At 58.8% G+C, this 24,172-nt stretch carries 20 protein-coding genes, 1 tRNA gene and 1 pseudogene; 8 read left to right on the top strand and 14 right to left on the bottom strand.

Annotated features, from left to right (window positions below; genetic code table 11):
* The first annotated feature begins 122 nt into the window (after positions 1-122).
* Complete coding sequence (locus AUC43_RS19135; protein ID WP_068197546.1) at positions 123-689, top strand: hypothetical protein; 567 nt, start codon at positions 123-125, stop codon at positions 687-689.
* On the opposite strand, the gene AUC43_RS19130 is transcribed toward AUC43_RS19135, so the two are convergent.
* Both AUC43_RS19130 and AUC43_RS19125 read right to left on the bottom strand, forming a co-directional pair.
* Positions 686-1,240, bottom strand: a complete 555-nt coding sequence (locus tag AUC43_RS19130; protein WP_068197544.1) for a CinA family protein — start codon at positions 1,238-1,240, stop codon at positions 686-688. The genes AUC43_RS19135 and AUC43_RS19130 overlap by 4 nt on opposite strands.
* A gap of 201 nt (positions 1,241-1,441) precedes the next feature.
* Entirely contained in the window at positions 1,442-2,740 is a 1,299-nt protein-coding gene (locus AUC43_RS19125; RefSeq protein WP_068197541.1) for a metal-dependent hydrolase family protein, read from the bottom strand.
* 70 nt (positions 2,741-2,810) lie between these two features.
* Between AUC43_RS19125 and AUC43_RS19120 the strand changes: the two genes are divergently transcribed.
* The gene (locus AUC43_RS19120) at positions 2,811-3,065 is read left to right on the top strand and encodes an acyl-CoA-binding protein (RefSeq protein WP_068197538.1); all 255 of its coding nucleotides are present in this window, start codon (positions 2,811-2,813) and stop codon (positions 3,063-3,065) included.
* A 262-nt stretch (positions 3,066-3,327) separates the two neighbouring features.
* On the opposite strand, the gene AUC43_RS19115 is transcribed toward AUC43_RS19120, so the two are convergent.
* Both AUC43_RS19115 and AUC43_RS19110 read right to left on the bottom strand, forming a co-directional pair.
* On the bottom strand, positions 3,328-4,761 hold the full coding sequence (locus tag AUC43_RS19115) for a SusD/RagB family nutrient-binding outer membrane lipoprotein (RefSeq protein WP_071885980.1): 1,434 nt from the start codon (positions 4,759-4,761) through the stop codon (positions 3,328-3,330).
* Positions 4,762-4,779: 18 nt separating this feature from the next.
* A complete protein-coding gene (locus tag AUC43_RS19110; protein WP_068197533.1) occupies positions 4,780-8,010 on the bottom strand; it encodes a SusC/RagA family TonB-linked outer membrane protein in 3,231 nt (1,076 codons plus the stop codon).
* An 863-nt stretch (positions 8,011-8,873) separates the two neighbouring features.
* Here AUC43_RS19110 and AUC43_RS19105 point away from each other — a divergent pair.
* From AUC43_RS19105 to AUC43_RS19095, 3 genes are all read left to right on the top strand, one after another.
* Entirely contained in the window at positions 8,874-9,908 is a 1,035-nt protein-coding gene (locus AUC43_RS19105) for a hypothetical protein (protein ID WP_068197529.1), read from the top strand.
* A gap of 386 nt (positions 9,909-10,294) precedes the next feature.
* The gene (locus tag AUC43_RS19100) at positions 10,295-11,689 is read left to right on the top strand and encodes a S8 family peptidase (RefSeq protein ID WP_068197525.1); all 1,395 of its coding nucleotides are present in this window, start codon (positions 10,295-10,297) and stop codon (positions 11,687-11,689) included.
* A 234-nt stretch (positions 11,690-11,923) separates the two neighbouring features.
* Positions 11,924-13,321 carry a S8 family peptidase gene (locus tag AUC43_RS19095; protein WP_068197522.1) on the top strand — a complete coding sequence of 466 codons (1,398 nt, stop codon included), beginning with the start codon at positions 11,924-11,926 and terminating at the stop codon, positions 13,319-13,321.
* Between the two features lie 156 nt (positions 13,322-13,477).
* Here the strand turns inward: AUC43_RS19095 and AUC43_RS19090 are convergent, their stop codons facing one another.
* From AUC43_RS19090 to AUC43_RS19085, 3 genes and pseudogenes are all read right to left on the bottom strand, one after another.
* Positions 13,478-13,702 (bottom strand): CDGSH iron-sulfur domain-containing protein, encoded by a 225-nt coding sequence (locus tag AUC43_RS19090; RefSeq protein ID WP_068197520.1) that lies wholly within the window; start codon positions 13,700-13,702, stop codon positions 13,478-13,480.
* Positions 13,703-13,957: 255 nt separating this feature from the next.
* Positions 13,958-14,071: pseudogene (locus tag AUC43_RS21895) on the bottom strand (four helix bundle protein); the annotation flags it as partial.
* Positions 14,072-14,133: 62 nt separating this feature from the next.
* Positions 14,134-14,661, bottom strand: coding sequence for a GNAT family N-acetyltransferase (locus AUC43_RS19085; RefSeq protein ID WP_068197517.1), 528 nt, complete (start codon positions 14,659-14,661; stop codon positions 14,134-14,136).
* A 117-nt stretch (positions 14,662-14,778) separates the two neighbouring features.
* On the opposite strand from AUC43_RS19085, the gene AUC43_RS19080 reads away from it, so the two are divergent.
* The gene (locus AUC43_RS19080) at positions 14,779-15,252 is read left to right on the top strand and encodes a hypothetical protein (RefSeq protein WP_157781182.1); all 474 of its coding nucleotides are present in this window, start codon (positions 14,779-14,781) and stop codon (positions 15,250-15,252) included.
* Positions 15,253-15,259: 7 nt separating this feature from the next.
* On the opposite strand, the gene AUC43_RS19075 is transcribed toward AUC43_RS19080, so the two are convergent.
* Positions 15,260-15,730 carry a hypothetical protein gene (locus tag AUC43_RS19075; RefSeq protein ID WP_068197511.1) on the bottom strand — a complete coding sequence of 157 codons (471 nt, stop codon included), beginning with the start codon at positions 15,728-15,730 and terminating at the stop codon, positions 15,260-15,262.
* A gap of 125 nt (positions 15,731-15,855) precedes the next feature.
* On the opposite strand from AUC43_RS19075, the gene AUC43_RS19070 reads away from it, so the two are divergent.
* Positions 15,856-16,479, top strand: coding sequence for a deoxynucleoside kinase (locus tag AUC43_RS19070; protein WP_068197508.1), 624 nt, complete (start codon positions 15,856-15,858; stop codon positions 16,477-16,479).
* Between the two features lie 105 nt (positions 16,480-16,584).
* Here AUC43_RS19070 and AUC43_RS19065 read toward each other — a convergent pair whose 3' ends face one another.
* The 3 genes from AUC43_RS19065 to AUC43_RS19055 all read right to left on the bottom strand — a co-directional run bounded on the left by AUC43_RS19065 (position 16,585) and on the right by AUC43_RS19055 (position 18,865).
* Positions 16,585-17,268, bottom strand: coding sequence for a DUF2461 domain-containing protein (locus AUC43_RS19065; protein WP_068197505.1), 684 nt, complete (start codon positions 17,266-17,268; stop codon positions 16,585-16,587).
* Between the two features lie 110 nt (positions 17,269-17,378).
* Positions 17,379-18,203: an MOSC domain-containing protein gene (locus AUC43_RS19060; RefSeq protein ID WP_068197502.1), complete on the bottom strand. Its 825-nt coding sequence runs from the start codon at positions 18,201-18,203 to the stop codon at positions 17,379-17,381.
* Positions 18,204-18,283: 80 nt separating this feature from the next.
* Positions 18,284-18,865 (bottom strand): hypothetical protein, encoded by a 582-nt coding sequence (locus tag AUC43_RS19055; protein ID WP_157781181.1) that lies wholly within the window; start codon positions 18,863-18,865, stop codon positions 18,284-18,286.
* Positions 18,866-19,126: 261 nt separating this feature from the next.
* Here AUC43_RS19055 and AUC43_RS19050 point away from each other — a divergent pair.
* A tRNA-Lys gene (locus AUC43_RS19050) sits at positions 19,127-19,199 on the top strand.
* A gap of 255 nt (positions 19,200-19,454) precedes the next feature.
* On the opposite strand, the gene AUC43_RS19045 is transcribed toward AUC43_RS19050, so the two are convergent.
* The 3 genes from AUC43_RS19045 to AUC43_RS19035 all read right to left on the bottom strand — a co-directional run bounded on the left by AUC43_RS19045 (position 19,455) and on the right by AUC43_RS19035 (position 24,161).
* Complete coding sequence (locus AUC43_RS19045) at positions 19,455-20,399, bottom strand: N-acetylornithine carbamoyltransferase (RefSeq protein ID WP_068197496.1); 945 nt, start codon at positions 20,397-20,399, stop codon at positions 19,455-19,457.
* 81 nt (positions 20,400-20,480) lie between these two features.
* Positions 20,481-23,711, bottom strand: a complete 3,231-nt coding sequence (gene carB / locus AUC43_RS19040; protein WP_068197491.1) for a carbamoyl-phosphate synthase (glutamine-hydrolyzing) large subunit — start codon at positions 23,709-23,711, stop codon at positions 20,481-20,483.
* Between the two features lie 63 nt (positions 23,712-23,774).
* The gene (locus tag AUC43_RS19035; RefSeq protein WP_157781180.1) at positions 23,775-24,161 is read right to left on the bottom strand and encodes a DUF3592 domain-containing protein; all 387 of its coding nucleotides are present in this window, start codon (positions 24,159-24,161) and stop codon (positions 23,775-23,777) included.
* Between the last annotated feature and the right edge of the window lie 11 nt (positions 24,162-24,172).

Genomic DNA, 24,172 nt, shown 5'->3' with positions numbered 1-24,172 from the left:
GGCCCTGCCCAAAGTTCGGTAATTGCCGTCATATTCACCGGGCGCGCACTTTGCCGGGCCTGTAGCCGGCCCGCAAGCCGGGTAAGTTCGCCCAAACAGTAGCCGCCGGCTAAGGATTCGCCATGAAAGCTGCCCGCTTCTTTTTCTCGCTTCTGTTGCTGCTGGCCCGGCCAGCGTTAGCCCAACTGCACCCCATTCCGCCAGGAGCCTACCGCACGGCCGAGGCCTACCACCGGCGCCAGCCCCAGCCGGCCGGCACCAACGCCTTTTACCCCGACAAACGCAGCCAGCTCGTGGTGGAAGTGCCGCAGGGCGCCCGGACCCAGAAGGTGCGCCTGATACCCGACAGCGTGTGGGGCTACGCGTCGGGCAAGGGGCGCACCTTCCGGTTTTTCCGAGGCGAAGAATACCAGCTGCTATATGCCGATACGCTCTGCCTGTACTCTAGCAATATTGGGCTGGCCAAAGGGGCGCCGCCGGGCGCGCCCCGCTACTTTTTCAGCCGCGGCCTCAAGGGCCTGATTTTTCCGCTCACGGTGCGCTACCTGCGCGAGATGTACGAGGCCAGCAGCCCCGCCTTTGTGGCCGCCCTGGGCCAGTTGCGTTTCGGCCAAAGCCTTGCCGACTTCGACCGAAAAACGGGCCTGTACCGGGTCACGACCCTCTACCGCGAGGCGGCCGTGCACTAATTTGAGCGAACGGCGGCCTGGTCGGCGAGGTGTTTTTTGCTGGGCTGGGAGGCGCCGGCCATGGCCTGCCGCCGGGCCAGCAGGTCGGCGAGTTTGTCGTAGATAAAGTTGGCGGCCTGCTCGCGCAGCTTATCGGCGTTGCCCTCAAACTGCTCGCGGTATTCGTAGGCATGGCCTTCCACCAGAATGGTGAAGAACATGGTGCCCACCGGCTTATCGGGCGTTTCCGAAGCGCCGGGGCCGCACAGGCCGGTCACGGCCACGCACACATCGGCATTAGGCAGAGCGCGGTGCAGTCCCAGCGCCATTTCGTTGGTCGTTTGCTGGCTTTCGGCCGAATACGTGACCAGCGTTTCTTTCTTCACGCCCAGCAGCTTCTGCTTGGCCTCGATGTGGTACGTAACCACCGAGCCCAGCAGCACCTCGCTCACGCCCGTAGCCGGGGCCATTTGGGCCGCTACGAGCCCACAGGTGCAGCTCTCCGCCAGGGCCAGCGTGAGTTTGTGCTGTAAAAATTGTAATACGAGGGCGTTTATATCCGGCTTTTTCATAAATGGAATAGAAGGGCTAAGCCGCTGCATACGCCACCGCCCACCCATCAGGTTGCGGTTGAGCTTACTTTTAGATGCTGCGCTTAATTAAAATGAGGAATGAAGAATGAGAAATAAAAAAGTGGAATTGACCTAAAGGGCCCGAACTTCCTCATTCCTCATTCCTCATTCCTCATTCCTCATTCCTCATTCAGCACAGCGTTATTCCTGTCGGTACGTCACGCCGGCTTTCATCACAAAGGTGGGCCGCATCATGGCCGAGATGTCTTGCAGCGGGTCGCCGTTGAGGGCCACGATATCGGCAAACTTGCCCACTTCCAGGGTGCCCATGTTCGTGGTTTCGCCCAAGAGCTCGGCAGCGCTAACTGTGGCCGCCCGAATGGCCTCGATGGCCGGCATTCCTGCGCCGGTCATGTAGCCAAATTCCAGGGCGTTCACGCCGTGGCGGTACACGCCGGCGTCGGTGCCGAACGCAATTTTCACCCCGGCTTTGTAGGCGCGCCCGAAGCTGGCCTGGAGCATGGGCCCAATGCTCAGGGCCTTGGGCTGAATGGCGGCCGGAAAGTAGCCGGCCACGCGGGCCGAGTCGGCCACCGACTTGCCGGCAATGATGGTGGGCACGTACCAGGTGCCTTTCTGCTTCATCAGTTTGCGGCCTTCGTCGTCCATCAGGGTGCCGTGCTCGATGCTGCTCACGCCCGCCCGCACGGCCCGCTTGATGCCTTCGGGCCCGTGGGCGTGGCAGGCCACCTTCATGCCGAGGTCGCGCGCGGTTTCCACCACGGCCCGGATTTCCTCTTCCGAGTACTGCGGGCCGCTGCCGTCCTTGCTCAGGTCGAGCACGCCGCCGGTGCTGGCTATTTTGATAACGTCGGCCCCGCGCTTAAACTGTTCGCGCACAGCCTGGCGACACTGGTCGGGGCCGTTGGCGATGTTGGCGGGCTGCCCAATTTTATCCATCAGGTCGCGGCTCAGGCCGTCGGCGTCGTCCATGTGCCCGCCGGTGGCCGATATAGCCGCGCCCGCGGTGAAGATGCGCGGCCCCACCACTTGGCCCTTGTTGATGGCGTTGCGCAGGGAGATGTTTACGCCGTCGTCGCCGCCCATGTCGCGCACGGTGGTGAAGCCGGCGCGCAGCGTCAGCTGGGCGTCGCCCATGGCCCGGTAGGCGTAGTCGGCCGGGTTCATCGTAAACTGGTTCATGTTGCTGCCCTTGCCGGGGTGCGAGAGCACGTGCACGTGGCAGTCGATGAGGCCGGGCAGTACGGTGCGGTTTTCCAGGTTGATGACCTTGTCCTGCGCACCCGTGCCGGCCGTGTAGCCGCCCTGCACGGCCACGATGCGGTCTTTTTCTACCACAATCGTTTGCTGGCTTAGCAGCTTGCCGCTGCGCACATCCAGCAGGTGGCCACAGTGCAGGTAAGTTTTTTGAGCGAAAGCGGCCGGTGCCAGCAAGAGCAAGGCGGCCGTAGCGCCTGCGTGAATAGATTTGCGCGTCATAGGTTTGTCTTAATGAGCTGCCAAGGTACAACGGCGCTCAGCACTTAAAACACGCTTTTTTACCCATCCCATGACCACGCAAGAAGAATTTGAAGCCGCCAGCCAGCGCGCCCAGCAATTGCCCGCCAAACCCTCCAACATGGTGCTGCTGCAGCTCTACGGCCTCTACAAGCAAGCCACCGAAGGCGACGTATCCGGCGACCGCCCCGGCGGCTTCGACTTCAAAGCCATGGCCAAGTACGATGCCTGGGCCAGCCTGCGCGGCACCAGCAAAGACGCCGCCCGCCAGCAGTACGTGGAGCTGGTGAGCGAACTGGCCGGATAAGGCCAGTGAGGCGTATTAATTTGCGTTTGCTGTTGAAAGGAGCGGGGGAGCATACCATCTGGGCGCGCAACTGCTAACCAGCTGGGCCCATTATGGGGGCAGCAAACATGCCCGCCCTACAGCGCTCGTGCGCGTGCCAGTCCGCTACGTTCGTCCGGGTTACTCGTTTTGGCGCGCCCTGCACGTTTTTACTTCTGGTGCCCAGACTGCACAAAAAAGGGCTGCCCAACGGGCAGCCCTTTTTTTTTTTGGAAAAGTGATTTTAAAATTTATCCCAGAAAATTCTCGTCGTCACAACATCTCCGCCAATTGCATCGGCAGCAGCTTTATTGCTTGCGGTGTTGAGGTTTTTCTCGGTGGTTGGATAGGTAAAGCGAAGCGGAAAAGCCGACACGGCCGACTTGGGAGCAACGATTTTAGGCCAATCGAGGCGCCGCACCTCCTTGTAGGCTTCTACCGGGTTGTCGTACAGGGCATAATACTTTTGCGTGCCAATCTTCTGCTTATAATCGCCAGCGGCCGTGGCGTAGGCCACTTTGGGCTGGGCCAGATAGGTCGCGGCATCGGCAGCGGTGCCACCGAAAGACAGGATGGAAGCCGTGATGGCCGCGTTGTAATGCGACTCGGCCGTACCCGTGACCGCGAAGCCGCGGGCCACCGCTTCGGCCAGTAGGAATTCCACCTCCGAATACGTCTGCAGTACGCCGGGCAGCGTGGGGTTTTCCAGAGCCGTGCCGGGGGCCGAGAAGCTGCTGTACGGGCTGGTCGAGCCCGCCGTGCCGCCGGCATACACCGTGGTGTTGGGCTTCAGCTTAAAGAAATACGGCAGGCGGGGGTCGTTCACCGCGTTGAGCTGGTCGATGAAGAACGACGTGCCCACGAAGTCTTTGCGGTTGCTTTGGATTAGGTCCTCAAACAGCGGGTTAGTGTTGGGCGAAGCCGAGGTAAACGCCAGGGCAGCGTTGTCGGTATTGGCCGTGAAGACTTTGCCCACGGTCTGCTCCGCCAGGGTTTTCGCCTTGGCGGCGTCTACGTCGGCAATGGTCAGGGCCATGCGCAGTTTGAGGGAGTTGCCAAACTTGGCCCACTTCGAAATGCTGCCGTTGTAAATCAAGTCGGCAGAGCCCAAACCAGCCGCCGTGGGATCCAGCGAAGCCAGGGCCGCATCCAGGCGTTTGAACAGGTCGGTGTAGATGGTGGCGGCGTCGTCATACTTCGGCGTGGGCTTGGCAAAGTCCAGCGCCTCGCTGTAAGGCACGTTGCCGTAGGTATTCACCAAGGTCGACCACGCGTACACGGCCAGAATTTCGGAGCAGGCCTGCTGGTTGGCTTTCACCTTGGCGTCGAGCGTATTGTCGGCAGCAATTACCCGGTTGGCTTCCTTCAGGTTGGTCAACACGCCGACGTACATCTCCGCCCAGAAGTTGCGGTTAATGGTTCGGGTTTCGAAGTCGTAATTCGCCTCGTCGAGGTAGGTGGTTTCGGTCCAGTACTGCACGTACAGCCGGAAAGGGTTCTGGTTGACGTTGGTGCTGGTCAGCTCCCGCACCAGGCGGCGCTCAGCCCCGGATACGAGGGTGGCGCCCTGTACGTTGGTGGCGCTCTTGGGGTCTACGTTATAGTCTTTCAGGCTGTCCACGCACGAGGTCGCACTGAAAAGCAACGCCGCCGAGCAAAGAATAAGGGTCTTTTTCATGAGTATAAAGACAAAGAATTAAAAGCTGAGACGCAGGTTGGCACCGAGGGTCCGGGTGGCGGGATAAGAACCCGACTGGTAGCCCTGGGCCAGGTTGCCGGAGCTCAGGCCATCCTCGGGGTCGCTGAACGGCGTGTTCTTGTGGATAATCCACAGGTTGCGGCCGATGATGGAAAAGTCCACGGCTTTCAGCAGCGTCACGTGGGAGAGCAGGGCCTGGGGCAGCGAGAACGTGAGGGCCACTTCGCGAAGTTTTACGAAGCTGGCGTCGTACACAAAGGCCGCGGCCGGGTTGCGGCGGTAGCCGTAGAGGCCGTATTGGTCGTTGGGCACCCGCTTTGTATTGGTAGAGCCATCAGCCAGCACGCCGGGGACGATAACGCCACCGCCTTCGGCGATGGGCAGGCGCGACGGCTTGCCCAGGTCGTTAAGACCGGCTGTCTCGGGGCTTTGGCCGATGGCCAGGCCGTAGTAGCGGTCGAGCGAGAATATCTGCCCACCCGAACGAACGTCCACCAGGAAGGTAAGGGCTACACTTTTGTACGACACGGTGTTCGTCACGCCCCCGCGCCAGCGGGCGTTCGGGTTGGCAATGTTCTGGTTCGAAGCCCGGGCGTAGTAGCCATCGGCCCCTACCACCTTCTGGCCGTTGAGGAATACGAAGTCGGTGCCCCGCAACACGCCGAAGGGCTGGCCCACGGTAGCGTTCGACGAGATGCCGCCCTGGTAGGTGGCCAGCTGAATGTTGTCGGTGCCCTCGGTGAGCGACAGCACGCGGTTCTGGTTGTGCGTCCAGTTGGCGTTGATTTTCCAGTTCAGGCCGTTGGTGTTCTGCACCGGGCTCACGAAGGCCGACAGCTCGATGCCGCGGTTGCGCACCTCACCGGCGTTGATGAAGCGGGAGTTGAAGCCGGCCGCCTGCGAAATGTCCACCGCGATGATTTGGTTGGTGGTGTTTTGCTGGTAGACCGTGGCGTCGAAGCCCAGGCGGCTGTTCAGGAACGAGGCCTCAATGCCGGCCTCGGCGCTGCGGGTCAGTTCGGGCTTCAGGTCCGGGTTGTTTTTGGTCGTGGGCAGGGCAAACAGCGGCGTGCTGCCAAAAGCCGTGGGCTTGGCGTAGATGTCGAATACGCTGAGCGCATCAGCGCCCGAGCCTACCTGCGCATAGTTCACGCGCACTTTGCCGTAGGACAGCCACGGGGTTTTGTCCTTAAGGTCCTCGGAAAAGACGTAGCCCAGGGCCGCCGAGGGGTACACGTACGTGTTGTTGGCAGCGGGCAGGGTCGTGGATTTGTCGCGGCGGATGGTCAGGTCCAGGAATAGCCGGTCACGGAAGCCAAACGTAGTGCTGGCAAAGATGCCGTCGCGGCCAATGTTCGTAACGCTTTCGGTGGGCGGGGAAAGGGTGCCTTTCGAGTTGCTCAGCGAATACAGCCGCTCAACCACCAGGCCGCCATTGGTGGAAGCGAAGATAGACTCCCGGTTGATGCGGTTGATGTTGGCCCCCACTAGGCCGCGGAACGAGAAGCTCTCGGTAAAGTTGAAGTTGAAATTGCCAATCAGGTCGTAGTTGTACTCCCGCGAAGTGCGGTTATAGCGGCGATAAAACGGCACCCCACTGGCGCCGATGGCGTTGCGTTCCTCCTGCTGCTCGTCGTAGGTATCGGCCGATACCCGGCCGAGAACGTTGAACCATTCGGCAAACTTGTACGTGGCGGCCACGTTGCCAAAGGTGCGGTTGCGGCTGTCGTTTTCGAAGTTCTCGTAGCGCGAGAAATACGGGTTGTTCCAGAAGATGGGGGAGTAGTCACCGTTGGCGGCGTCCGTCATGTTCCAGGTATTATTTTTCTTGTTGAGGTTGTAGGCCTGCTCCAGCTCCTTGATGTCCACGTTGTTGGCCCACCACTGGCGGAACAGGCCCATTTGGTTTTCAGCCCCGTTACCCGAGCCGTAGCCCGTGCCGTAGCGGCCCAGGCCGGTCACCCGGGAGTAGTTTACCGAAGCGCTGGTGGTCAGGCGGGGGGTTACATTGAAGGAGCCCGCGAAGTTGAGGATGTTCTTTCCAACCTTGCTGTTGGGCAGGATGCCCGTTTCGGTGTTGTTGGAGTAGCCCAGCTTGAACGTGCCCACGTCGCTGCCCCCGTCAATGGTGACGCTGTTGAGGTTGCCCACGGCCGTTTTGAAGAAGGTGCTGGGGTCGTTGGCGGCGCTCACCCAAGGGGTGGCCTGCCCGAACGTGGGCGAGCCGGGAACAAACGAAAACCACTGCCGCACCTTTAGGTTCGGGTCGTAGGGGCCGCCAAACGAGCCGTCCTCGTAGGTGGGCACCACCAGCTGGCTGGCGTCGGTGTTCAGGTGGTCGAAGAATTCATTGCCCTTGGGGCCGTAGAATTTGCCATAGCCCTGGCCGTATTCGTGCTGGTACTCGATGAAGGTGCTTTTGTCGATTCGGCCTACCGTCACGCCGGTGTTCACGTTCACGCCCAAGCGGCCTTTGCGGCCTTTCTTAGTGGTAATCAGGATGACGCCGTTGGCGGCCCGCTCGCCGTAGAGGGCAGTAGCGGCCGCGCCTTTCAGTACCGTGGTGGTGGCAATGTCGTCGGGGTTGATGTCGGATGCGGCGTTGCCGTAGTCGTAGCCACCCCGGCCCGTCTGCTGGTTGGCAGAGTTGGTGTTGTCGTTGCTAATCGGCACGCCATCGACCACGAAAAGGGCTTGGTTGTTGCGGCCAATCGATTTGGTGCCGCGGATAACCACGTTGCTCGAGCCGCCCAGGGTGTTGGATTGGGTGATGGCCAGGCCGGCCACTTTGCCCGACAGCGAATTGACGGGGTTGGGGTTGCGCGCTACTGTCACGTCGCTGCCCTCAATCTGCGTAGCAGAGAAAGCCAGCGAATTGCGGGTGCGCTCTACGCCCAACGCCGTTACCACTACTTCATTCAGTTGCTTGACGTCGGTAGCCAAGGTAACGTCAATGGTATTGGAGGCGCCGATGGCCGCTTCCTGCGAAGCATAGCCAATAAAGCTAAATACCAAGGTGTTGGCAGCAGCGGGTACGCTCAGCGAGAACCCCCCGTCGGCGTTGGTGCTGGTGCCCACCGTGGTTCCTTTGGCCAGCACCGTCACCCCGGGCAACCCCTGGTTGGTGGCTCTGTCGGTTACCTTGCCTGAAATGGTGCGGTCCTGCGCCTGGGCTTGCCGCAGCAAGCCGACAAAGAGCAGTAAAAGGAGAAGTAGGGTTCTTTTCATTGAATTGTTTGGTTGGTGAAGAGAAGGTGAGGGTGTAAAACTAGCAAAGGGCACGCAAGTATTATCATTTTTAAGGCGGTAGTCATTGCTGCTTGTTTGCATACTATTGAGAACCGCTATGTTTGGTCAGCATAAAAGTCACCACTCCAGGAGTATAAAAAAATGGAATGGAAGCTCGGATATTGGCCGCAAGAAAAGAATGCGATAAAGCATAAAAGCGGTACCACGAGAGCCAGCGCGACCATCTCCCGACCGCATCGGTGCCAAATCGCATTGTAGCTGCTACGCCATAGCAGCACCAGCCCTTATCAATTTGACATCAGCCCCAGCAACGGTTTCTATCTCGAGGATAAAATTTGCTGTGTCAGCACCTACCTGCACTTCCAACCTAATTGCTTCAATATATCAACGGGTTAACTAATTACCGCGTTGAACCTATTCGCCCAACTTGTAGCTCTTGACCAAAAGTAAGCAATTGCCAACAGTAAACGGAAAAGTTGGTGCCACCTAATAAAAAGTGACCAATGCTTTTTAGCCTTACCTGTTTATTTTGAGGGTATTATGAATCTAATAGTTAGCTAATCCGGCTTTTGAAAGTTGCTTCGGCGGCTCTGAATGACCGTTAATTAAGCGTTTGGCAAAAGAGTTTTCAGAGCTTCTCTACACGATGATTGGTTTGCCGATAATGCTTTCATGCTATTGCGGTAGCACACGGCACGCTTTATTGACAGCATCCGTACGTCGCCAAGAACCATCAGAATTGACTGGTTGCGTAGCATTAATTGGCCTGAATAAGTGCTAGACCCTTAAAAGTAACAGAGTATTTTGTTGTTTTCTCCAATTTGTCAGTTAGGTACCCTCTCTTGGACATCTCCCGCAAAAAGCCGTCTTATCCCCTCACACCGGAACTGCGCCAGTATCTGCGCGATTACGACCGGGAAGCGCCGCTGCCCATTACCTACGAGGACCTGCGGCACTTCAGCAACTCCTTTCCGCTGCTCGACCGCACGGGGCACGATACGCTATGGCAAACGGTGTTTTTTGAGCCCCAGGCGCTGCGCGAGCTCAGCCAGGGCCTCACCGAAGTGTACGCGCTGCTGAAAACGGCCGGCGACCTCTCGTTTACCGAGCACCTCATTGCCGACCGCATCGACTACTGCCAGTTCGGCAATTCTAACCCGTTTCGGGTGCGCATCGTCAACCAGTTCAACGACAACTACGACTACTTCTACGTGAAGAAGGCCGATGCCTCGCGCCTCTACGGCCTCGAGCTAGAGCACCTGCTGTCGCCCAATTCCATGAACTTCCTGGTGCACGGCGACACGCTCATCGAAGAGCACATCGCCGGCATTCCCGGCGACGACTTCATTCGCTTGCGGCTGAGCCAGCCCCACATCAACCAAGTGCGCATTGCCAAGGAGTTCGTCAAATTCAACGAGCGCTGCTTCGTGCGCCTGCTCGGCGACATGCGGGCGTACAACTACGTTATCGACGTCACGCCCGACTTCGAGGACGAGCAGTACCGCGTGCGGGCCATCGACTTCGACCAGCAGAGCTACGAGGGCCGCCGGATAATGTACCTGCCGCAGTTTTTCAAGGACAACGCCGCCGTGGTGGAGATGTGCGCCCGCCTGCTCAAGCCCGAAACCCTGCGCCAGTACCAAACCGAAGAGCGCGCCCTGATGGCCCGCCGCGCCCGCGCCGAGCGCCACCGCCTGCGCGACTTGCTCGACGTGATGCGCCGCCACAACTTGGCCCCGCCCGACAAAGTAGCCCAGCTCAAAGCCGAGCTCAACCGCTACCACCGCACCGAGGCATTCAATAAATGCGACTCGATGGGCGACGTGGTGCGCCAGAACCTGTGGCTCATGCTCGGGGCCGGCGCCAAGCCCGCGTAAGCGCCACCCGGAGGGAAGTAGCCGTGGTCGTGCCTAAAGAGCAGGGCCCATGCCCGGCTGCGCCATCAAAACCCGTTTGGAGCACTAGAAAAAGCCCTTGGGGCGCTAAAAGTCGCCCCCATACGGACCTTGGCTAAAAAGGTTTTGTGCATTTGAGGAGGGGTTTGAAGTCAGTGGTTGACCACGGAAAGTTGTTAATCTCCTCTGTAGTGATTAATGGTTGAAGTATTTTATTAAATAATTTAATTTATTAATCATTTGATAATTTTTCACTCGAATTTTGATGAAAAGATATTGATATGGAAAATTAAATCATACATTACCACAGTCTTTCAACCACCACACAAACAAATTTTTTTTAGTCACCCCCAAAAAAAATCACATTTATGAAATTCAATTACCCCGCCTTAACCGGCAAACCCCTGATGGCTGCGGCCCTGTTTTCTGCCTTCGCTTTGGCGAGCTGCGAGAAGAACGTTGAATCTCCCGCCTCCACGGTGAGCACCGTTACGAGTTCGGCCGATGCCTACGGCCAGCCCGGTGTCAATTATGTGGCCAACGAGGTACTGGTGAAGTTCAAAGCCGGTACTTCGGCTACGGCCAGAGCAGCGGCCCTGTCCCGCGTAAATGGACAGGTGGCCGAAACCATCCTGACCAAGGCCATGCAGCGGGCCGGCGAAAAAGAAGCCCTGCTGCTGGTACGCACCCCGCTGGCTGCTGCCGAAGCCATCGGCCGCCTCCGGGGCGAAGAAGTGGAGTACGCGGAGCCCAACTACATCTACACGCACTCTGCCGCAACCAACGACACCTACGTGGCCAATGGCTCGCTGTGGGGCATGGACGGCAACGTGTACGGCAGCCAAGCCTCGACGGCCTGGGCTGCCGGGCACACCGGTTCGGCTTCGGTGGTGCTCGGCGTCATCGACGAGGGCATCCAGTTTGACCACCCCGACCTGACCGGCCAGGTCTGGACCAACCCCTTCGACCCCGCCGACGGCGTGGACAACGACAACAACGGCTACATCGACGACATCCACGGCTGGGACTTCGACGGCAACAACAACTCCATCTACGACGGCGGTACTAATGGCGGCGTAGACGACCACGGCACGCACGTGTCGGGCACCATCGGCGCCAAAGCCAACAACGGCCAGGGCGTGGCCGGCATGAACTGGAGCACGACCCTTATTTCTTGCAAATTCCTGGGCCGCCGCGGCGGCACCACGGCCAACGCCGTGAAAGCGGTGGACTACCTGAACGACCTGAAAACGCGCCACAGCATGAACATCGTGGCCAGCAACAACTCCTGGGGTGGCGGCGGCTTTTCGCAGGCCCTGTATGATGCCGTGAACCGTGCCAATACCCAGAACATCTTGTTCGTGGCCGCAGCCGGCAACGGCGGCAGCGACGGCGTGGGCGACGACAACGACGCCGTGGCCAGCTACCCTTCCAACATGGACCTGCCCAACGTCATCGCCGTGGCCGCCATCACGTCGGGCGGTGCTAAGTCGTCGTTCTCCAACTACGGCGCGACTACGGTTGACCTGGGCGCGCCCGGCTCGGGCATCTGGTCGAGCACGGCCTACAGTATCTACGAGTCGTACAACGGCACGTCCATGGCCACGCCGCACGTGACCGGCGCTGTGGCCCTGTATGCCTCCACTCACCCGGGGTCTTCCGCTGCCACCATTAAAAACGCTATCCTGAGCAGCACCACGCCTACGCCTTCGCTGACGGGCAAGTGCGTAACCGGCGGTCGCCTCAATGTGAGCACCTTCTAAGCCTTGTTGTTTGGCAGTTAAAGCCAAGCATCAGAAAAAACGCCTGCTCAATAAGCAGGCGTTTTTTTATGCCCAATGCCCAGCTTACGAAACATGTAAAGAGTAGATTGTATAAATAATATTATAAAAAACTTGATTTATCAAAATGCGAAACAATTGATAAAATATGGTAACTTTATTAGTGCATGGAATTTAGCTTTTATCTCTATTCACAAATTTTATACAGCCCTAACTATGAAAGTCAATAACCTCGCCTTTGCCGGCCATCGCGTATTGGCTGCGGCTCTCGTGTCAGTTTTCGCGTTAGCGAGTTGCGAAAAAATCGCAGAAACTCCAGCGTCTACCTCAACTGAAGTAAGCAGCTTAGCTGGTACCCAAGATGAACCGGGACTCAATTATGTGCCCAACGAGGTGCTGGTGAAGTTCAAAGCAGGCGCTTCGCCTTCGGCCAAGGCAGCTGCCCTGTCCAATATAAATGGAGTAGTAACTGAACGCATCCTGACCAAAGCCATGGAGCGCGCCGGCGAAAAAGAAGCCCTGCTGCTGGTGCACACGCCACTGGCTGCTGCCGAGGCCATTGGCCGGCTCCGGGGCGAGGAAGTAGAGTACGCGGAGCCCAACTACATCTACACGCATACCGCAGTCACAAACGACACGTATGTGGCCAATGGCTCGCTCTGGGGCATGGATGCTGCCAACCAGTACGGTAGCCAGGCGTCAACAGCTTGGGCCGCCGGCCACACCGGTTCGGCTTCGGTGGTGCTCGGCGTCATCGACGAGGGCATCCAGTTTGACCACCCCGACCTGACCGGCCAGGTCTGGACCAACCCCTTCGACCCCGCCGACGGCGTGGACAACGACGGCAACGGCTTCATCGACGACATCCACGGCTGGGACTTCGACGGCAACAACAACTCCATCTATGATGGTGGTACGCGTGGTAGCCTCGACGACCACGGCACCCACGTATCTGGTACCATCGGCGCGAATGCCAACAACGGCCAGGGCGTGGCCGGCATGAATTGGAGCACGACCCTTATTTCTTGCAAATTCCTGGGCCGCCGCGGTGGTACCACGGCCAACGCCGTGAAAGCGGTGGACTACCTCAACGACCTGAAAAGCCGCCACGGCCTGAACATCGTGGCCAGCAACAACTCCTGGGGCGGCGGCGGCTTTTCGCAAGCCTTGTACGACGCCGTGAAACGCGCCAATACCCAGAACATCCTGTTTGTGGCCGCAGCCGGCAACGGCGGCAGCGACGGCGTAGGCGACAACAACGACTTGGTAGACAACCAGCCTTCGAACATTGATTTGCCCAACGTAATTGCCGTAGCCGCTATTACTTCCACGGGCGCTCTGTCCACGTTCTCCAACTACGGGGCCACCAAGGTTGACCTTGGGGCTCCAGGCCAAGGCATCTGGTCGAGCACCGCGTACAGCATCTACGAGTCGTACAGCGGCACGTCCATGGCCACGCCGCACGTGACCGGCGCTGTGGCCCTGTATGCCTCCACGCACCCGGGGTCTTCCGCTGCCACCATTAAAAACGCTATCCTGAGCAGCACCACGGCTACGCCTTCGCTGACGGGCAAGTGCGTAACCGGCGGTCGCCTCAACGTGAGCACCTTCTAAGCACCCCCGGGGCCGGCTAACGCTGGCTGCTAAAAGCAAAAAAGCGCCTGCTGATTCAGCAGGCGCTTTTTTATTAGTCTTTTGGGTCTTAGTTATCGCAGGTAGAGCTAATAATTCCAGGTCCTGCTAACGAATGACACAGGCCAACTGCTAGAGCTAAACCTTGGGCGCGGGCAAATCAAACGCCACGGCGGCGTGCTCAAAATGGCCTTTGTGCGAGCCGTCGCAGAAAGGCTTTTGCTTCGACAGGCCGCAGCGGCAGATGCTGACGCGCTGGCGGCCGCCCAGCCCGTACGGCTGGCCTTCGGCGTCAACTATTTCAATGTCTTCGCCCTCTACGCGGAGGGAGCCATTGGAAAGAACGGTGATTTTGGTGGGCATGGGGTGGTTGAGTTATGAGTTGGTAATTATGAATTATGAGTTGGGCTTCGAATTTGTGTTGGCTTTGGTGGTTATGAGAATGCTGGACAAAATCTTGATGATTTCGGTACTATGGGCGTGAATGGAGTCAAAGGCAGCCTGGGGCAGATAGTCATTATTTCGTAGCAGGCGCAATCAGTAGGAAGTTTCGCAAGCTTCTTTGGCGGCAATGTTGAGTTTATGGATGAAATCGGTAGTTGAGCTAGCGGCCAGTGCTTACTCCACATTGGCACCAATCGAGGTGCCGCTGCGCAACAGCTGCTTTGACAGCACATATCCCCGCTGCTCACCCTCCAGAAACCTATATGCCTTCACAATGCGGGAGGCAAAGTCATAAGTCTTCTATTGAATGATGCTTGATTTCATGCCCAAAACAACTCATAACTCGAAACTCATAACTCTTTTCTCATTATGTAGTCGTTCATGAAATAGGGCCCAATGGGTACGTCGACCTCGCGGTGGCGGGCAAACCCGCGCCGCTCGTAAAAGGCAATGGCGGGGTTGTAGCGGTTCACGTTCAAGTCCAGGAACTTGCCGCCGGCTTCGCGGGCCGCGTTTTCTACGGCCTCGATGAGGTGCACGCCCAAGCCCTGGCCTTGCCGAGTGGGCAGCACGTATATTTTGTGCAGCTTGTAGCCGGCTTCCCCATCCTCCTCGGCGGGCTGGGGGCTGAAGGACGCAAACCCGGCCGGCTCGCCAGCTACGTACGCCAGCAGAAACGAATGGTGCTGCTCGGCCATCTGCCGCTTGAGCGAGGCCGGCGTGTAGATGACGCGGTACATGTAATCAATCTGCTCGCGCGAGATGATGAACCGGTACGTGGGCTCCCAGGTAGCCTCGGCCAGCTGAATAATCGTCGGGATGTCGTTGAGCGTGGCGGGCTCAATGCGCGGCGGCGCGGTAGGGGCGTCAGAAGTCATAAGCGGCAAAACACGAAATTGCGGCGAAAAAACCGAAACGGAACCGCAGGTTTCAATACGGTTGGCCCGTTCATTGCGTTAACACCGCCGTAATCTCGACATTCTTCCTGCTTTCTCATGAAATCTGCACCTTTCTTTTTGTTGCTTCTCGCCGGTCTACCCTTCAATGGCCACGCCCAGTCCCGTACCACTGCCGATAGCATGCGCCAGCGCGGCGAGCTCACCGGCGCCCGGCCTTCCGGCGATTTGCTGGCCAAGCCCCGCACAGCACCGGCGGCCAGCCGCACCACCGCTTCTTCCGACCCCATTCAGCAGCACCTGCTGAACTCCGACGTGAACCTGACCCGGGTAAGCGGCGCCGAGCTGCCCGACCTCTACGAGCGGTTTATTGCCACCACGCGAGACGAGCGCCGCCGGTGGAGCTACCAGGACTGGGACAACGCCGCCACCGTACTCGCCCGCCTCAACCAGCGCTACGAGAAAGTACGCACCGAACTGCCCATCGAAGAGCGCCTGCGCATCCGCACCTACCAGGGCGAATTTCATACCCTGCGCGGCGCGCGGCAGGTAAAAGATAAAATCGACGAATAACGCCGCGCTACTGCGCCGCGGGCAGCGCCGCCGAGGCGCTGTCCGAGAGGCGTTTTTGCTGGTGTAGCCACGCCAGGGCCACGTCCACGTTCTCAAATAGCTCAATGGCCATGTGGGGCCGCAGCGCCGCTACAAACGTCTGGGTGGCGAACTGGTTTTCCCGGTCGGGCGAAAACACGTACGCCATGGCCTTCACGCCGGCACTCACGGCCAGCGGCAGCCACTCGTACTGCAGCCAGGGCAGGGCCTCGCTCCAGTCGCCGCCGGTGTCGCTTTTGTCGTTCAGGATGTAGGAGTAGTCGAGCTGGTTGCGCCATTGGCCGCCCTGCTGCACGCCGCGCACCACCTCGGCGCCAGTAAGGTGCCCGTGCCAGCGCACGTACAGCAACTTATCGGCGGGATAATACAGGTATTCGGCCAAGGGAGCCCCGTGGCCATCTTCGAGGGCAAGCAGCTGGGTTGGACGGGTAGAGGACATGGCAGCAGCAAGTAGATATAGAGGAGTTACCCCAATATAGCTGACGCTTAATAAATATGTTGGTTTTCAATCGCGCTGCTACCTTTGGGGTTCTGCTTTTTTCTCGTCTTTTTCGTTCGTAGCGCATGCACATTGCCATCGTCGGCAACATTGGGGCCGGTAAAACCACGCTGGCCCATAAGTTGGCCCAGCATTTTCGCTGGGAAGTATTTTTGGAAGACGTGGACGACAATCCTTACCTGAAGGATTTTTACCACGACATGCCCCGCTGGGCGTTCCACCTCCAGGTGTATTTTCTCAACGGCCGCTTCCGCCAGACCCAGCGCATCAAAGAGCTGCAGAAGGCCGGCAAAGGCATCATTCAGGACCGCACCATCTACGAAGACGCCCACATCTTCGCGGCCAACCTGCACGAATCGGGCCTGCTCGAAACGCGCGACTATAACAACTACTATGCGTTGTTTGAGTCGATGGTGGACCTGGTGGCACCGCCCGATTTGGTGCTCTACCTGCGCGCCGACCTGCCCAAGCTCATCAGCCAGATTGAGAAGCGCGGCCGCGACTACGAGAACACCATCAGCATCGAGTACCTCAAAAACCTCAACGAGCACTACGAGAAGTGGATTGGCACCTACTGTGCCGGCCGCCACCTCATCGTGGACGTGAGCGAGCTCGACTACGTGCGCAACCCCGAAGACCTCGGCACCATCATCGACAAGATAAATAACACGCTCTTCGGCCTGTTCTAGCCGGAGGCCCTGGCACAACTGCTGCCGGAAATCAGCTCAATTTCACGACAAAGCCCCGCCGTCGATTTTCGATAGCGGGGCTTTGTCGTGAAATTGAGCTATTGCCTATTGAAGTTCAGCAATTGGCAGGGCTTCATTGAAAAAGTCGACTAAGGGCCGGGCCGCGGCAATGCCTGCTAACACGTTGGCCACAAAATCTGGCGCTATCACTTCGGCATCGGAATAAAAGCGGCCCACCCCGTAGGTCTTGAGCCGCAGCCAGGCTAGGTCCGGGTCGTCGGCCGAGTAGCCGCGCGGCGGCCGGGTGAGCTGAGGCCCCGTGGTGACCACTCCTTCCGGAAAGTACTGCACCAGGGGCGGCGCCTGCCGCAGCCGGTGAAATTCGGCGCCGTTGTAATGAATCTCCTGCCGGATGGCCGCCAGCATGGCTGGGGTAGGGTGGAAAGTGCCGGCCCCCAGCCAGCTCCGCCCACCGGGCTGAATGGCCAGGAAATACCCCGCCCGCGGCGCGTGGCGGCCGCCGAGCTTCAGCCCCGCGCCCATGCGGCGCTTGTAAGGCTCGGGGTCGCGGTGGGCGCGGTCGTTCTTATGCAGCCGAAACATAACATCAGCCGTGGTCAGGCCCACTAGGTCGGGGTCGGTGGCAGCGGCCTGGGCCAGTACCTGGCGCACTAGTTCGGTGCAGGCGGCGCGGGCCCGCAGGTAGGCGGGGCGGTGGTCCGCCATCCAGGCCGTGGTGTTGTTGGCCGCGAGTTGGGCCAGAAAGTCGAGCAGAAAGTCCAGTTCCATTAAAAAGCCGGGCGTGGAACCCGGAAAAACAGAACGCTACTGCCGCTGCCAGAGTTGCGGCTCCCCTTGGCCGGGCGCGTGCATAGCCGCATGCGCCAGCACAGCAGGGATTACTTGTAGCTGAGCACCGTTAGCGCGTCGCCTACCCGCAGGCGGCCGGAACCATACCCGGTCACGTTTTGGCCAAACATGGCGTTGTTATCCACCTGGCGGTAGGTGAACAGGGTGCGCAGCGGGTCGCCCACGGGGTTTTTGATGGCGGTTTGCTGGTCGATGGTGGTGAGCACGCAGCGACCGCACCCGCGCACAGCCCGGAAAGGCACGGTGCCAATATGAAAATCAGCCCAATTATCGTCTTCGTACGCCACGCCGCCCCCAAACACGAGGTTGGGCCGGAAGCGGTTCATGGGCACTGGCTGGGCAAGGCGGGCGTTCAAATCGGCCAGGGCAGCCTCGCCGATGAGCACAAAGGGGTAGGCATCGGCGAAGCTCACCAGTTGGCCTTCGGGGTTGAAGTCGGGCTCCACGTCGCGGCGCACCATGTCGGACATGTACACCAGCCGGCAGGGGCGGCCCAGGGCCTCGGCCATCCACTCGTCGGCTTCGGGCGTGGCGCGCCAGGCCCAGGCCATGTCGTCCCAAATGGTCACGAACAGCGTGCGCTCGGGCGTGGCCTCAAATGGCACAAACAAGGGCAGCAAGTCGGGCCGCTGGCGGTGGCTGATGAGGAAGCCATTATAAGCAGGCGCCACGGTTAGCAACGCCAGCTCCGGCTGCTGCCGCTGGGTCATAAAGCGGTTGCGTTCGTCCACCAGCAGCCAGCGGCGGTCGTACCGCAAGCCGCGGGCCGTTACGTCGGCTTCGGGCACGGCGTAGCCCCCCAGGGATTTCACGGGGTACAGATAGAGGCCGGTCAGGGTTAGCGCGTCGGACATGGCACAAAGGTAGGGGAGGCCATGGGGTAACCGCAGCACCGCTGGCTGGGTAGCTCAATAATGGCGCTTGCTTTTCAAAGTCACTCCACCAAGAGCAAATCGGCCTCCCGCACATATGCTTCCCGCTGCTGCCACCGTACCCGATACCAAATATCCTGCCGGCCCAGCACCAGCAGGCGGTCGCCGATGGCGGCGGTACTCAGCCACGCGGCGCCCGCACTTGGCCCGGCCATGAGTACCGTGCCGGCCCGCGCCACCAGCCCCGCCGGCTTCGGCCGCAGAAAATGCAGGTAAATGCCCACCAGCCCCACACAAGCCGCGTAGCTCAGCCAGGCTGTGCGTCGGCTCCGGCGCCACAGCAGCCAGATGGCGCCCACCACCGCCCCAGCCAGCAGTGCCTGCAAGCCGGGGTAGTAGTAGCGCTGGGCTTGCACCCGCAGTTCCTGCTGCCATGTGGCCGGGTAGCCCACCAGCCGGTGTTGGGCCGCCAGCGTAGCCAACTGCCGCCAGGTGCGCACGCGGGGCTCCCGGGCCTGGGCCAAGCTCAGGTAGAGCAGGGCGGCTGGGTAGTGGCCCAGTTGCTGCTGGGCATACGCCAGCTTCAGCAGCAATTCCGACGATGCCCGCCGCTCCTGCCAAACTTGTTGCCTAAAAGCGGGCACAGACGCCGCGTATTCGCCGGCCGCGAACAACGAATCGGCCTGCTGCAGCGCCTCCGTCGGGTTCGAAGCATGTTTTTTTGTGAATTTATTTTCGGGTGGATTTGCACCCAATGCCCAGAGAGGCAGGAGGATTAATCCGAGTAAAAGCGGCCGCACAGAAAGAAAAGAGACTTTTTTTTGAATCAAGGTTGTGTAGTTCCGGACGTGCTTGTACTTTTGTGCCCACAAACAGGGTAACGCCCTTGTGAAGTGAAAGGTACTGATTCTGTAGCTCAGCTGGTAGAGCAATACACTTTTAATGTATGGGTCCTGGGTTCGAATCCCAGCGGGATCACAGCAAAAAGGCCCTCTCTGGAAACAGGGAGGGCCTTTTTCTTTGGGTTGCTCCAGCCCGAGCTGCGGCACTTGCGAAGCAGGATTTCAGTATTCTGCTACTGAAACCAGTACTCCGCATGCGATGACAATGGAGGGAACTGGAAGCTAAAGCGAAATTGGACTGGGCATATCTTTCCAATCGGAAGCACTAGGATATAAAAGCCCCGCCAAATCTGAATTGGAGGAGCTTTTATATTCAAAGGCATGTAGGTGGCTACTTTAGCAGCTCGTGCAGCACAGTTTGCATGGAAATGGTGCGGTTGCCGGCTTCCTGGATGATGAGCGAGCCCGGCGCGTCGAGCACGGCGTCGGAGACTTCCACGTTGCGGCGCACGGGCAGGCAGTGTAGGAATTTGGCGTCGTTGGTGTAAGCCATGTGCCGGGGTGTGAGCATCCACGCGGGGTCGTTCTGGAGCAACTGGCCGTATTGCTGGTAGCTGCTCCAGTTCTTGGCCTGCACGTAGTCGGCTCCTTCTAGGGCTTTGCGCTGGTCGTATTCGATGCGGGCTCCTTTTGTGAACTTGGGGTCCAACTCGTAGCCTTCGGGGTGGGTAATGACGAAATCCACCCAGTCGATTTCCGAAAACCAGTCGCAGAAGGAATTGGGCACGCACTGGGGCAGGGCGCGCACGTGCGGGGCCCAGGTGAGGACCACTTTCACGCGCTCCTTCTGCTTGGTTTCGGCCACCGTGATGAGGTCAGCAAACGACTGCAGGGGATGTAGGGTCGCGCTTTCCAGGCTGATGACGGGCACGGTGGCGTATTGTAGAATCTTATTGAACACGACTTCCTGGTAATCCTCGTCGCGGTCTTTGAGGGTGGGGAAGGTGCGCACGCCGAGCACGTCGCAGTACTGGCTCATCACTGCGATGGCGTCCTTGATGTGCTCCTGGGTGCCGCCGTTCATCACCGCCCCGTCGGCCATTTCCAGGGTCCAGGAGTCGGCGCCGGCGTTGAGCACCCAGGCCTGGGCGCCCAGGTTGTAGGCTGCCTTCACCGAACTGAGGCGGGTGCGCAGGCTGGGGTTAAAGAAGATGAGGCCGACGGTTTTATTCTTGCCGACGTGCTGGAAGCCGTAGGGATTGGCCTTGATTTTCAGGGCTTGCTGCAACAGGGCTTTGTAGTCGCCAGCATCGGCGAAAGAGGTGAAGTTTTTCATGGGCTGGTGTCAGGTGGTAAAACAAGAACGCCATGCTTCGACTAGTTCAGCATGACGTTCTTTTAATTCGAGTTAGCCAGTTTACATCGCCTTATACTCGTTCCAGCTCTTGATCTTCAAGTCCTTCATCTCCAGCGTGCAGAAGGCCTGGATAAACGCCTTCGCCAGCCGCGCATTGGTCAGCAGCGGAACCCCAAAGTCTACGGCCGTGCGGCGGATTTTATAGTCGTTGTCCAACTCGCCTTTCGAGAGGTTTTTGGGGATGTTGATGACCAGGTCGATTTTCTTCTCCTTCAGATAGGTCAGCACGTTGGGCTCCTGCAGCTCATCAGGCCAGTAGACTAGGCTGCTGGGTACGCCGTTTTCGGCAAAGAAGCGGTGCGTGCCTTGCGTGGCGTAAATGGTGTAGCCTTTTTTCACGAGCATCTCGGTGGGCGCGAGCAGAGCCACTTTGGAGATGATGGGGCCGCCGGAAATGAGCACCGATTTCTGCGGGATTTTGTAGCCCACGCTCAGCATTGATTTCAGCAAGGCTTCCTCGGCGGTGTCGCCCAGACAGCCGACTTCGCCGGTGCTCACCATATCGACGCGCAGCACCGGGTCGGCGCCGGGCAGGCGGGTGAAGGAGAACTGCGGGGCCTTCACGCCCACGAAGGGCAGGTCGTAGACCCGCTCGCTTTCGTCGCGCGCTACTTTCTTGCCTAATAGTACCTGGGTAGCTTTTTTGATGAGGTTGTTGCCCGATACTTTCGACACGAACGGGTAGCTGCGCGAGGCCCGGATGTTGCACTCAATCACACGGATTTGGCCGTTTTTCTCCAGGAACTGGATGTTGAACGGGCCGCTGATTTCGTAGCGCTTGGCAATCTTTTCGGCGATGATTTTCAGCTTACGGATGGTGCCCACGTACACCCGTTGGGGCGGGTAGTACATGGTGGCGTCGCCGGAGTGCACGCCGGCAAACTCCACGTGCTCGGAAATGGCATAGCTAACGATTTCGCCGTGGTCGGCTACCGCGTCCAGCTCGATTTCCTTGGCTTCCTGAATGAATTCTGAAACGACCACGGGGTATTCGTCGCTCACTTCCTTGGCGGCTTTCAGGAATTCCTCCAGCTCAAAGTTGTTGGAAACCACGTTCATGGCCGCGCCCGACAGTACGTAGGAAGGCCGGATGAGCACCGGGAAACCTACTTCTTTTACGAAGTCGAACATGGCGTTCAGCGAAGTCAGCTCTTTCCAGCGGGGTTGGGCGATGCCCAACTCGTCCATAATGCTGGAAAACTTGTGGCGGTTCTCAGCCTGGTCGATGCTGGCCGCGGTGGTGCCCAGAATGGGCGCGTTGGCCTCTTCCAGGCGAGTGGCCAGGTTGTTGGGAATCTGGCCGCCGGTGGAGAGAATCACGCCAGTTGGCTGCTCAAAGTCCAGGATGTCCATCACCCGCTCGTAGCTTAACTCCTCGAAGTAGAGCCGGTCGCTCATGTCATAGTCGGTGCTGACCGTTTCGGGGTTGTAGTTGATGATGATGGTTTTGTATCCTTCCTCGGCAGCGGTTTGCACGGCTTGCACGCCACACCAGTCGAACTCCACGGAGCTGCCGATGCGGTATACGCCCGAGCCCAGCACCACGACAGACTTGTTGGTTTCGGGCTCCAGGTCGTTTTCGGTGCCGTGGTAGGTGCTGTAGAGGTAGTTGGTTTTGGCCGGGAATTCGGCCGCCAGCGTGTCAATCTGCTTGATGACGGGCAGCACACCCAGCGCCTTGCGACGGGCGCGCACCAGCAACTCATCGGCTTTTACGTCGCCTTCGCCCAGCAGCTTTACCGCGATTTGCTGGTCGGAGAAGCCGGATTTCTTAAGGTCGCGTAGCAGCCCAGTTTCCAGGCCATCAAGGCCGTTGGCGCGTCCTTCGGCGAGCTTGTTGCTGAGCTGGAAAATGGTGTACAGGCGCTGCAGAAACCAATGGTCAATGCGCGTCAGGGCGTGCACTTGCTCCAGCGTGTAGCCGGCTTCAAAGGCGTCGTTGATGGCGAAGATGCGCTCCTCATTGGGCTCGCTAAGCAGCTTGTCAATGGTCGCGGCATCGATGTTCTCAGGTTTGTTGGCCACGAAACCGCGCTTGCCGGTGTCTAGCATGCGCAGGCCCTTTTGGATGGCTTCCTCGAAGGATTTGCCGATGGCCATGACCTCGCCCACGCTTTTCATGGCGCTGCCAATTTGCCGGTTCACGCCCTCAAACTTGCCCAGGTCCCAACGCGGCAGCTTTACCACCACGTAGTCCAGGGCCGGCTCGAAAAACGCCGAGGTGGTCTGCGTCACGCTGTTTTTTAGCTCCGACAGTGAGTAGCCCAAGCTCAGCTTGGCCGCCACAAACGCCAGCGGGTAACCCGTGGCTTTAGAAGCGAGTGCCGAGGAGCGGGAAAGGCGCGCATTCACCTCAATCACGCGGTAGTCTTCCGAAACGGGGTCCAGCGCGTATTGAATGTTGCACTCGCCCACGATGCCCAAATGGCGGATGGTTTTGATGCCGATGGTGCGCAGCTTGTGGTACTCGCGGTTGCTGAGCGTCTGCGACGGGGCCACCACGATGCTCTCGCCGGTGTGAATGCCGATGGGGTCGAAGTTCTCCATGTTGCAGACCGTGATGCAGTTATCGTACTGGTCACGCACTACTTCGTACTCCACTTCCTTCCAGCCTTTCAGCGACTCTTCCACCAGAATCTGGTCGGAAGTCGTGAAGGATTTCTGGGCTAGGGTCCGCAGTTCGTCCATGTTATTGGCGAAGCCGCTGCCCAGGCCACCCAGCGCAAACGCCGCCCGCACGATGATGGGGAAGCCGATTTTCTCGGCCGCCGCTAGCGCGTCGTCCATCGTCGTCACGGCCACGCTGCGGGCCGAAAGCACGCCAATCTGCTCGAGCTTCTCCTTGAAAATATCCCGGTCCTCGGTGTCGATGATGGACTGCACGGGCGTGCCCAGCACCTTCACGTTGTACTTCTCAAACACGCCACCGCGGTACAGGGCCACAGCGCAGTTCAGCGCCGTTTGGCCACCGAAGGCAACCAGAATGCCGTCGGGCCTTTCCTTTTTGATGACTTCCTCCACGAAGAAGGGCGTCACGGGCAGGAAGTACACGTCGTCGGCAATGTTGTCAGACGTCTGCACGGTGGCAATGTTGGGGTTGATGAGGATGGTGCGGATGCCTTCCTCTTTCAACGCCTTGAGGGCTTGCGAGCCGGAATAATCGAATTCCCCGGCTTCGCCAATTTTCAGCGCGCCGGAACCGAGGATGAGAACTTTGTTGGGTTTGTTCATTTCAAATGTATGACCTGTAGGGCTAAGCACTTTGCTATCCTCAGTGAAGGAGGAATTAGTTGTTTAATTTTCTGAGACCGGAATAAAGCCCTTCTTGAGTTGTGCGTTGCTAGGGTCATCTCGCGAGTATATCACAACTGCAGTATCGCCAGCTGCACGGCCCTTCATCAGTTCGTCTGAGACACTGTGTTTGAAGAAATAAGACCGACCAGCAACTTTAAACTCAACTGCGAGGTATGGTTTTCTAACTTGGGTGATGGTGCCAACCACAAGTGTATGGTCTTCAAGAATATTCTTTGTCTTGTACCCAGAATATTTAACCGATATGAAATAAAGCGAAAGAAGAGAGGCTGCCATCACTGAAACGACTTCCAGCGCAACTCTTCTCTCCGACTTAGGGGAGGGACGTTTATTGTGCTTGCGCTTACTAAGGCTTTTTCCTCTTTGCATTACGCACAGTC

Source organism: Hymenobacter sedentarius (assembly GCF_001507645.1).
Lineage (GTDB): Bacteria > Bacteroidota > Bacteroidia > Cytophagales > Hymenobacteraceae > Hymenobacter > Hymenobacter sedentarius.
Note: the sequence above shows the minus strand (reverse complement) of the source record. Positions and strands in the feature narration are given on the sequence as shown.